Annotated in this window: 8 protein-coding genes and 1 pseudogene; 3 read left to right on the forward strand and 6 right to left on the reverse strand. The window is 74.2% G+C overall.

The genetic code is table 11. From position 1 onward, the window contains the following. Positions 1-475 (forward strand): annotated as a pseudogene (locus PSH25_RS06705) (two-component sensor histidine kinase); the annotation flags it as partial. After that, a complete protein-coding gene (locus PSH25_RS06710; protein WP_308193632.1) occupies positions 475-1,155 on the forward strand; it encodes a response regulator in 681 nt (226 codons plus the stop codon). The pseudogene PSH25_RS06705 and the gene PSH25_RS06710, both read left to right, overlap by 1 nt. A gap of 38 nt (positions 1,156-1,193) precedes the next feature. Here PSH25_RS06710 and PSH25_RS06715 read toward each other — a convergent pair whose 3' ends face one another. The 5 genes from PSH25_RS06715 to PSH25_RS06735 form a co-directional block, all read right to left on the reverse strand. After that, positions 1,194-1,976: an ABC transporter permease subunit gene (locus PSH25_RS06715; protein WP_238658157.1), complete on the reverse strand. Its 783-nt coding sequence runs from the start codon at positions 1,974-1,976 to the stop codon at positions 1,194-1,196. Continuing rightward, positions 1,973-2,905 carry an ABC transporter ATP-binding protein gene (locus PSH25_RS06720; protein ID WP_238658158.1) on the reverse strand — a complete coding sequence of 311 codons (933 nt, stop codon included), beginning with the start codon at positions 2,903-2,905 and terminating at the stop codon, positions 1,973-1,975. The genes PSH25_RS06715 and PSH25_RS06720 overlap by 4 nt, the downstream gene beginning before the upstream one ends. A gap of 90 nt (positions 2,906-2,995) precedes the next feature. Beyond that, complete coding sequence (locus tag PSH25_RS06725; protein WP_238658159.1) at positions 2,996-3,808, reverse strand: polysaccharide deacetylase family protein; 813 nt, start codon at positions 3,806-3,808, stop codon at positions 2,996-2,998. Between the two features lie 55 nt (positions 3,809-3,863). Next, entirely contained in the window at positions 3,864-5,054 is a 1,191-nt protein-coding gene (locus tag PSH25_RS06730; RefSeq protein WP_238658160.1) for a cytochrome P450, read from the reverse strand. A 9-nt stretch (positions 5,055-5,063) separates the two neighbouring features. Continuing rightward, positions 5,064-5,732, reverse strand: coding sequence for a class I SAM-dependent methyltransferase (locus PSH25_RS06735; RefSeq protein WP_238658161.1), 669 nt, complete (start codon positions 5,730-5,732; stop codon positions 5,064-5,066). A gap of 179 nt (positions 5,733-5,911) precedes the next feature. Between PSH25_RS06735 and PSH25_RS06740 the strand changes: the two genes are divergently transcribed. Further along, complete coding sequence (locus tag PSH25_RS06740; RefSeq protein ID WP_238658162.1) at positions 5,912-6,775, forward strand: hypothetical protein; 864 nt, start codon at positions 5,912-5,914, stop codon at positions 6,773-6,775. A gap of 109 nt (positions 6,776-6,884) precedes the next feature. Here the strand turns inward: PSH25_RS06740 and PSH25_RS06745 are convergent. Beyond that, positions 6,885-9,547 (reverse strand): M36 family metallopeptidase (locus PSH25_RS06745; RefSeq protein ID WP_238658163.1); only part of this gene is annotated, 2,663 nt, incomplete at its 5' end.

The following is a 9,547-nucleotide window of genomic DNA, read 5'->3' on the forward strand; positions in this document are numbered from 1 at the left end:
CCGGGCCGACGGCGGTTTCGCGGTACGGGCGGTGTTGCCGGCCACCGCGCCGTCGCCCGAGGCGATCGGGTCGGCGGCCGAGACCGGGTTGACGTCCCGGTCGGGCGAGCGGCCCGGTGCGGCGGAGCGGCCGGTGGATGCCGAGCGGCGGTTGCGCGACGCCCGGCGGCGGGTTCGGCGCAGTCTGCTGGTGGCGCTCGTCGCACCTGTCGGTTTCGCCCTGGTGCTCTCGTTCGTCTACTACCCGGTGGCGACCGCCGGGACGGTGCTGGACCGGGCCACCTTCGACCAGTTGCGCGTCGGCGCGGCCCGGTCGGAGCTGGTCGGGCTGCCCCGGCGCCAGTTGGAACGCCCAACACCTGTCGACCGGGCCGGCTGCGAGTACTACACCGACGGCAACTTCCCCCTCGCGGAGCCGACCTGGCGGCTCTGTTTCACCGATGGCCGGCTGGTCAGCAAGGAGTGGATCGCCTAGTGAACGACGCCGACACGACCGGGGCACCGCCGATCCGGGTGGTGCTGGCCGACGACGAGGCGATGATCCGGGCCGGCGTCCGGGCCATCCTCGCCAGCGACCCCGGCATCGAGGTGGTCGCCGAGGCCGGTGACGGGCACGCGGCGGTGGAGCTGGTCCGTGCCCACCGACCCCGGGTCGCGCTGCTGGACATCCGGATGCCGCGGCTGGACGGGCTGGCCGCCGCCGCAGAGATCCGCCGGGTCGTGCCGGACACCGCGACGATCATGCTGACCACGTTCGGCGAGGACGACCACGTGGCTCGGGCGCTGGGGCATGGTGCCAGCGGGTTCCTGCTCAAGGCCGGCGACCCGCGTGAGCTGATCGCCGGTGTGCACGCCGTCGCCGACGGCGGGGCGTACCTGTCGCCGAGGGTGGCCCGCCGGGTGATCGAGCTGGGTGCTGGTCGGCTGGCCCGCCGCCCCGCCGCCCGGGACCGGACGGCGGGGCTGACCGAGCGGGAACGGGAGGTGCTGGCCCTGGTCGGGGCGGGTCTCTCCAACGCCGAGATCGCCCGCCGGCTGCACCTCGTGGAGGGCACCGTGAAGAGCTACCTGACCAGCATCTTCACCCGGTTGGATGTGCGCAACCGGGTGCAGGCGGCGATCCTCGCGTACGAGGCGGGGTTGGTCGACGGCTGAGCGGGGGCCGGGGAGCCCCCGCTCAGCAGGCATGCGCCCTACGCGTCGCGGCGGCGCAGTGCGGCCCGGCCCAGCAGCAGCGCGGCGCCGGCCCACCCGGCGAGCAGGAGCAGCCCGACCAGGCGCGGGTACGGCGCGGTGTCGCCGGCCAGGAAGTGCCCGCCGGCCACGCCGGGAAACACGTCGGCGATCCGGTTCAGCACGTCGATGTCCGGCTCCTGAAGGGACAGCGGCACGATCATCAGGGTGGCGAGGAGCACGGTGAGCGTGAGCACCGCGCTGCGCAGCGCGGCGCCGAGGCCCAGGGCGAGCACGCCGACCAGCGCCAGGTAGGCCGCCACCGCCACGATGTCGCCGATCATGCCGGCGGCCGGGGCGCTGCCCCACTCGCCGAGCACCGGCCGGGCGACCAGGGCGCCGACGCCGCCGAGCAGCAGCCCAAGGGCGAAGGTGACCGCGCCGGCGACCGCGGCCTTGGCCAGCAGTACGCGACCGCGGGACGGCGTGCACTGCAACGTCGTCCGGATGGTGCCACTGGTGAACTCGGCGGTGATCGCGAGCAGGCCCAGCGCGAGCACCACGTACTGGGTCAGCTCGACCGAGTCGATCAGCACGCTGCCGACGGTGACGATCCCCCGGTCGTCGGTCGGGTCGTCGTTGGTGTTGTCGTTCACGGCGTAGATGGCCAGTTGGCCGGCGCTCGCGGCCATCACCAGCAGCCCGGCGAGCGCCGTCCACCAGGTGCTCCGCACCGAGGAGAGCTTGGTCCACTCGGCGGCCACGGCGCCGTGCCGGGTGCCGGTGCTGGTACTGGTGGTCATCGCGCCCCACCCCCGGTCGGGCCACCGGCGTACTCGACGCTGTCGGCGGTCAGCTCCATGAACGCCTGCTCCAACGACGCGGCGTGCGCGCTCAGCTCGTGCAGTCGTACCCCCAGTTCGTGGGCCAGGTCGCCGACCTGGTCGGCGGTGGCGCCGGTGACGGTCAGTTCGTTCCGGTCGGCGGCCTCGACGGTCGCCCCGGCGGCGGTGAGGCGCGCGGCGAGCGCGGCGAGGGCGTCCGGGTGCGGGCTGCGGACCCGGACCGCGACCGTGCCGCGGGCGATCACCTCGCCGATCGGCTCGTCGGCGAGCAGTCGTCCCCGGCCGATCACCACGAGCTGGTCGGCGGTGAGCTGCATCTCGCTCATCAGGTGGCTGGAGACGAAGACCGTCCGCCCCTCGTCGGCCAGCGAGCGCATCAGTTGCCGCACCCAGCGCACCCCGTCCGGGTCGAGACCGTTCACCGGCTCGTCGAACATCAGCACCGGCGGGTCGCCGAGCAGCGCGCCGGCGATGCCGAGCCGTTGACCCATGCCGAGGGAGAGCGTCCGCCCCGGCTTGGCGGCGGCCCGTCCGTCCAGCCCGACGGTGTCCAGCACCTCGTCGACCCGGCGGATCGGGATGCCGTTGCTGTGTGCCATGGCCCGCAGGTGCGCCCGGCCGGACCGGGCCGGGTGGATGGCCCGGGCGTCGAGCAGCGCGCCCACCTCGTGCAGCGGTCGGCGTAACTCCCGGTACGCGCGCCCGCGGACCAGGGCCTGCCCGGCGGTGGGACGGTCCAGGCCGAGGATCATCCGCATGGTGGTGGACTTGCCGGCGCCGTTGGGGCCGAGGAAGCCGGTGACCCGGCCGGGCGCGATGTCGACTGTCAACGCGTCGACCGCGACGGTCGACCCGAACCGTTTCGTCAACCCACGTAATGTGATCATGCGCTGACGCTAGGCGGGTGACCCGCTGCCCCACCGCGCCCGAACGGCACCACCCACCCCTGACTTTCGTCAGGTCGGCCGACGGGTCGATCACCGTACGTACTGCTCCAGCAGTGCCGGGGTGAGCCCGGCCCGGTGGATCGCCTTCAACGCCGCGAGCAGGTCGTCCATCAGCGCCGGTCGGAAGTGCATCAGCAGCACGTCACCGGGTTGGACCACCTTCTCCGGGGTCTGGTAGCGCACCTTTCCCTCGTGGACGGTCTCGGTCCAGTGGAAGACCGCCTTCGCGCCGCAGTCGTGCGCGGCCTGGAGCGTGGTGCTGTCGTGCTCGCCGAACGGTGGCCGGAACAGGGTGGGCCGCTTGCCGAACAGCCCCTCCAACCTGTCCGCGGCACCGCAGATCTCCTGCTTCTGGTAGTCGTACGACCGGCCGGCCAGGGAGGTGTGCGTGATGGTGTGGTTCTCCACGACCCCGCCCACCGCCTCGATCTGCCGGAAGTAGTCGGTGTGCTCCTCCGCCGCCGGCGAGTTGAGGAACATGGTCACCGGGATGCGCGCCTCCCAGATGAACTCGATCACCCCCGGCGGACGGGCCAGCCCACCGTCGTCGATGGTGATGAAGGCGACCTTCTGGTCGGTCGGCAGGCGGTGCCAGAACGGGACCGAACCGGTCGTGGGCAGCGGCACCGGTTGCGGCGGCGGCGCCTCGGGAAACGTCGGCACCTGGGACACGTACCAGGCCAGGCTCTTGAACGCGGGCTTCGCGGTCGGGGACGGCGAGGCCGAGGGAGTCGGCTGGGCGGGCGGCGTCGGCTGGGCCGCGGTGACCTGCCGGGCGTGGGCCGGGTGGCCCGGACCGACTGCGCAGGCGGTCAACGCCAGCAGCGCCAGAAGCGTTGCCACGGCGGGGATCCGACGGGTGGGGATGGCTGACACGCCCGGAAACATACCGAGTGGATCAGGATCCGATCAGCCCGGTGACGTCGGGGGAGCGGCGGACCACGAACGCGTCCGGCATCCGGAAGGTGAGATTGTCCGGGCACCAGGGCTCGCGGAGCACGGTCACGCCGTCCAGCAGCGGCGCGGCCTCGGCCACCACCACGGCCGCCTCCATCCGGGCCAGCACGTCCCCGACACAGCGGTGCGCCCCCGCCCCGAACGCCAGGTGTCGGCGTGACCCACGCTGGCCCGGACGGAACTCGCCGGGCGACTCCACGACCGCCGGGTCGCGACCGGCGCGGCCCAGCCACAGCACCAGGCTGCTGCCCGCCGGCACCGGCGTGCCGCCCAGCGTGCTCTCCGTCGCCGCCACCCGCCGCCAGGTGACGATCGGTGGTTCCAGCCGCAACCCCTCCTCCACCACGTCGGCCACCGCGACCTCGCCGGTGCGCAGGCCGGCCCGTACCGCGGGCTCGCCGGCCAGCCGGTGCAGCAGCAGGGTGAGGAACTGGGAGGTGGTCTCCTGCCCGGCGACCAGCAGGAAGAAGAGCGCGCCGACCACCACGTCCGGCGGGTGCCCGGCCGCGCGCAGTTCGGCGGCCAACCCGCCGCCGACGGCCGCGAAGTCCCGCAGGACGCGGTGGAACCGGCCCACCTCGGCGGCGAGCGCCACCTGCCGGTCGGCGTCCAGTGGCGCCCAGAACAACTCCAGCGCGGCGCGGGCGAACTCCTTGACCGCGCCGACCGGCGCGTCCGGCAGCTCGACCAGCCGGGCCAGCACCAGCAGCGGCAGGTCGGCGGCGAGGTCCGCGTACAGGTCGACCGGTTCGTCGGCGTCGAGCGTGGCGCCGATGCGGGCGACCCGGTCCCGGACCAGCGTGGTGAGCCAGGGTCGCTGCGCGGCCACCCGGGTGGGGTGCAACGCCGCCGCGACGATCGCCCGGATCTGCGGGTGGCTGGCGCCCGAGTTGTTCGCCAGGGTCGGCGGCAGCCGGAACCGGTGCCCGGCGAGCACCCGCAGCGCGGTCACCGGCATCGGTGTCACCGCGTCCAGCGCGTTGTCCGGCCGGTAGGTGACCGGGTCGGCGAGGACCTCGCGGACCAGCGCGTGCCGGGTCACGACCAGGTGGGTGCCACCGACGTGGTCCGGCACCCGGGCCACGTCCGGCCATGCGGGGTCGGCCACCTGCGCCCAGCTGCGGAACAGCACCCGGACACGCTAGCCGGCGGCCCCCGGCAACCCGGCTCGCAGCCGCCAGACGGTGGTGCGCTTCACCCGCACACTCTCCAGCGCCTCCGGCACCGGCACGTCGTACGCGGCCACCTCGTCGAAGCGGTCCCGGGGCAGGAACGCCCGGCCGGGGTCACCGACAAGCGCCGGCGCGCCGGCCCGGGCGGCGCGCAACAGGAACCGCAGGACCCGGCGGGCCATCGCCTCGCTGTAGAAGACGTCCCCGGCGAGCACCACCTCGGCGTCCCCGGCGTCGCCGTCGAGGATGTCGCCGAACTCGGCGTCGACGCGTACCCCGTTGGCCTCGGCGTTGAGGGCGACCGCCGCCACCGCCAGCTCGTCCACCTCGACGGCCCGCACCGACGCCGCGCCGGCGCGGGCGGCGGCGATGGCCACCAGGCCGGAGCCGGAGGCGAGGTCGAGCACCCGGCGGCCGGCGACCAGCTCCGGGTGGTCGGTCACGTAGCGGGCGAGGGCCTGCCCGCCGGCCCAGGCGAACGCCCAGAACGGCGGCGGCCGGTCGCTGGAGAACTCGCCCTCGGTCAGCTCCCACAGCCCGATCGGCTCGTCCGCCTGGTGCAGCCGCACCTCGGGAACGAAGGGGACCGGGGCCAGCCGGGCGTGCAGCCGGACGAAGGTGCTGGAGAGCTCGGACACGGCGTGATTCTCCCAGCGGCCCGACTTCCGGCGTGTCGCGGGGGAGCGGTGACCGGTTCACCACGGTCGGTGAAAACCCACCCTGTCCTTGCCGTCCGGTGCGAACACACCCGTCTGGTCGGGCCGGTGCCCCGCTTCTAGCGTTGCGGGGTGGAGGCGACCGAACGGAGGAGGCGGTGGTGACGGTGTGGCGGTATGCGCTGAGGGCAGGGGTGGTGCTGGCCTGTCTGAGCGGGGTGGAGCTGGCGGCGGCCGCCCCGGCACAGGCGGCCTTCACCACCGAGATGAGCGGCCTGCCGGGACGGTTCACCGCGGGCGAGCAGGTGCGGACGATCTCCGCGGTGGTCTCCCAGACCGACCGGCGCGGCGGGTGCGCGAAGGTGCGCTGGTCGATGGTGCTCACCGTGCAGGGCCTCCGGCTCGACCAGGTGAAGATGGACCGGGTGGAGGAGACCGGCGACTTTCCGCTGGAGATCCGTACCGAGGGTGACGTGGCCCGGTTGACCGACCGGCAGCTCGACCCGGGCACGCTCTGCCCGGGCCGCACGGTCACCGCCCGCTACCGGGTGGCCTTCGCCGAGGACGTCACCCAGGGGCGGGTCACCCTCGCTGCCGAGGCGTACGACGCCAACCTGCGCCTGCTGGCCCGGCAGACCGCCACCCGCTCGGTGGTGGGGGTGGGTGGCGCCCCGACCGGTACGCCGAAGCCGACGGCGACCCCGCCGGAGCCCACCGAATCCGCGAGTGCGCCGACCGAGGACGAGGGTGCGGCGACCGAGGAGCCGGTGGCGGAGTACCCGGCCGACGCCGCGCCACCGGCGGCCAGCCGCCCGGTCTCGCAGGCCGGCGCGTTCGGTGTGGTGCAGGCCGCGTTCCTGCTCGGCGGGCTGCTGCTCTTCCTCGGGATGGGGCTGCTGCTGCGGCTGCGGCACCTGACCCGGACCACGGCCGGGGACGCCGACGAGACCGACAACCCCCCGGTGGGCCAGCGCTGGGAGCGTCCGGCGGTAGCCGACCCCTGGCGGCGACCGGCCCGCCGCTGATCGAGGGCCCGCGCTGGGAACGGTCCGGCGGTAGCCGACTCCTGGCGGCGACCGGCCCGCCGCTGATCGAGGGCCGTGGGGCCGGCGGACACCCGCCGGCCCCACGGTGTCACTTCGAGAACGCCTGGAACTCGGCGATCCTGACCTGGCTCCGGGCCGGGCTGGCGGTCGCGCAGTCCGTCGTCGTGGCCGGGTCGTCGTCCTGTTCGCCCGCGTAGTTCGGGCCGCCGGTGCACTGGCTCGCCAGCACCTCCAGGCGCAGGTGGGTGGCGAGGGTGGTGGGTACCGCGAACGTCCGCAGGTTGATGTCGCGGCTGTACGCCCGGTACGCACCGCCGGGGAACGCGTCCCCCGCGCTGGTGTAGATGCGCTGCCAGCGCGCCGGGTCCGCGCAGTCGGTGGTCGTCGCGTTGCAGGCGGACACCGCGAACGAGCGCAGGGCACTGAGCGCGTTCTGGGCGCCGGTGTCGGCGTCGCCGGTGATCGCCGGGCGCAGCATCGCGCTGACGTTCACCCGCTTGACCGTCTGCGGGGCGTCCCCGGGCAGCGCCACGGTGAGCTGCCGGCCGGCGACCCCGTCCAGGGAGGCCCAGTTCGTCGCCTCGGTGTCGTCGACCACCCGGTCCAGGTTGACCCCGTCGCCGGTGACGGTGGCGCCGGACGCGGCGGAGGCGAGGTTGCGGCTCATCCGCAGGTCGACGTACCCGTCCTGGTCGGCCTTGGCGACCACACTGAGCCGCTGGTGCCCGAAGCCGGGGGCCACGGCGAGCAGGTCGTACGTGCCGGCCACCATCTCCACGGTGTCCGGGATCGGCGTCGCCGGGTCGGTGTCGGCCACCGGCACGGCCCGCGCCTCGTACGCCCCCACGTACACCCGGATCGGCGCGTCGGCGCTGTCCCCGCGCGGGCGCAGGGTCAGCGTCGCGTTGCCACCGCGCGGCGAGGCGAAACTCGGCGTCGGGTCGGTGTCGCCGGCACCGTTGGTGGCGGCGTCCCGGCCCATCCCGGAGCGGGCGAACTCGGCCCAGATCAGGTCCTGGTTCGCGCCGCCGAAGCGGAGCAGGTCGGCGGTGAGCATGTTGTCCCGCATGTCGAGCATGCTGACCTGGCTGGCGGCCTGGAGCAGGAACGAGTCGAAGACGAGCTGCGACCAGCGCCGGTTGCCCGGGCACTGGTCCGCCGCGACCTTCCCCTGCGCGCAGTCGAGCTGCCGCTGCGGGGTGCCGAGGCCGTACCGCTTGACCAGGGCGGAGCGGACCCGGAAGTTGGTGGCGCCCCAGATCTCCCCGTCGGCGTGCACGGCCGGGCCGGCGGTGTTGTAGCCGATGTCGGAGTAGTTGAGCGGGCTGCGGCTCAGGTCGTAGTTGCGGATGCCGCTGACCAGGTTGCCGGTGACGTAGCCGCCGGTGACGAAGGGCGTCTCGCCGGGGGCGCGCAGCCCGTGCTGGAAGAGGTACTCGGCGGCGAGCAGGTCGCTCCACGACTCACCCATCGAACCGCCCTGGTGACCGCCGATCCCGCTGTCCGGGCCGGCGATCATCCGGTTGCTGATCGCGTGGGTGTACTCGTGGCCGATCACCGTCATGTCGTAGTCGCCGTCCACGCACGGCGGGTACGGCCCGCCCGCCTGCGGCTGCCAGAGGTACATGTTGGTGGTCGGCGGCAGCCCGTCGCGCGGGGTGCCCTGGTTGGCGTTGTTCCGGTTGCCGGCCAGCGCGCCCTGCTGGGCACGGCCCTGCTCGGCGTCGCCGCCCAGGCCGCCTGGCTTCAGGTTGACCGCCTGGAGGTTCCACGCCGACTCGGTGAAGCCCAACTGGTACGCCCAGTCGTGCATCCGGTTGTGCATGGCGAAGAGGTTGCTGATCGCCGCGTCCGCGTCGTTGCGTTGGGCGGAGGTGAACACCTCCGGGTTGCACCGCGCCTGGTGCCACTGGTCGGTGAAGGGGTACTCGTAGCGGCGTTCCGGGCTGGTGGGGGCCGGCACGACCGGGGTGTTCGCGCCCCAGGACAGCACCGTGTTGGCGGAGTTGCCGCGCGAGGTGAACGTCGGCGTGCCGGTGGCCGCGTCGACGTCCCACGGTTGGCCGGTGGCCGGGTCGCGGAAGGCGGCCTGACAGCCAGGGGTCGGGTCGCCGCACCAGCGCACCCGGGGGTCCTGCCCGGGGCCGAGGTCGCGGGGCGGGGTGGCCGGGAAGACCGCCCAGCTCGGGTTGTCGGAGTCGTAGTCGACGAGGTCCTCGCGCACCAGCACCTGTCCGGTGCTGCCGTCCACGTAGCTGGTGAACGCGGCCGGGTTCTCGGTGTCCGCGCCGATCATGGTCACCTCGTAGGCGGCCCGTGGCCCGTCCAGCGGGGTGGGCACGGCCACCGACCGGATGGTGTGGCTGGCCACCGCGTCGGCGGTCAGCTTGGCGTCGGCGAGCGCGGCGGCGTACGCCTGCTCGGCGCTGCGGGTGGCCGGCGTCGGCGCGCCGGTGTTGCGGGCCAGCGAGGAGCTGACCGAGAGCACCGCGCCGTCGGCGACCGCGAGGGTGACGAGGCCGTCCGGCCCGGCGGGCAGGTCGCCGAAGCGCTGCCGGAGGGTGACCACGGTGCCGCTGCCGATCGGCCGGACCAACACCCGTTCCATGCTGGCCACCGCGGCGGCGTCCATGCCGAACAGGTCGCGGTTGGCGGCCAGGTAGGCGCGGGCTGCCCGCCGATCGATCGGCGGGCAGCCCGCTGGCGAGCGGGGTGCGACCGGGGCCGAGCGCCTGTGGGGTGCCGAGCCGG

This window comes from Micromonospora foliorum (genome assembly GCF_022229015.1).
GTDB lineage: Bacteria > Actinomycetota > Actinomycetes > Mycobacteriales > Micromonosporaceae > Micromonospora > Micromonospora foliorum.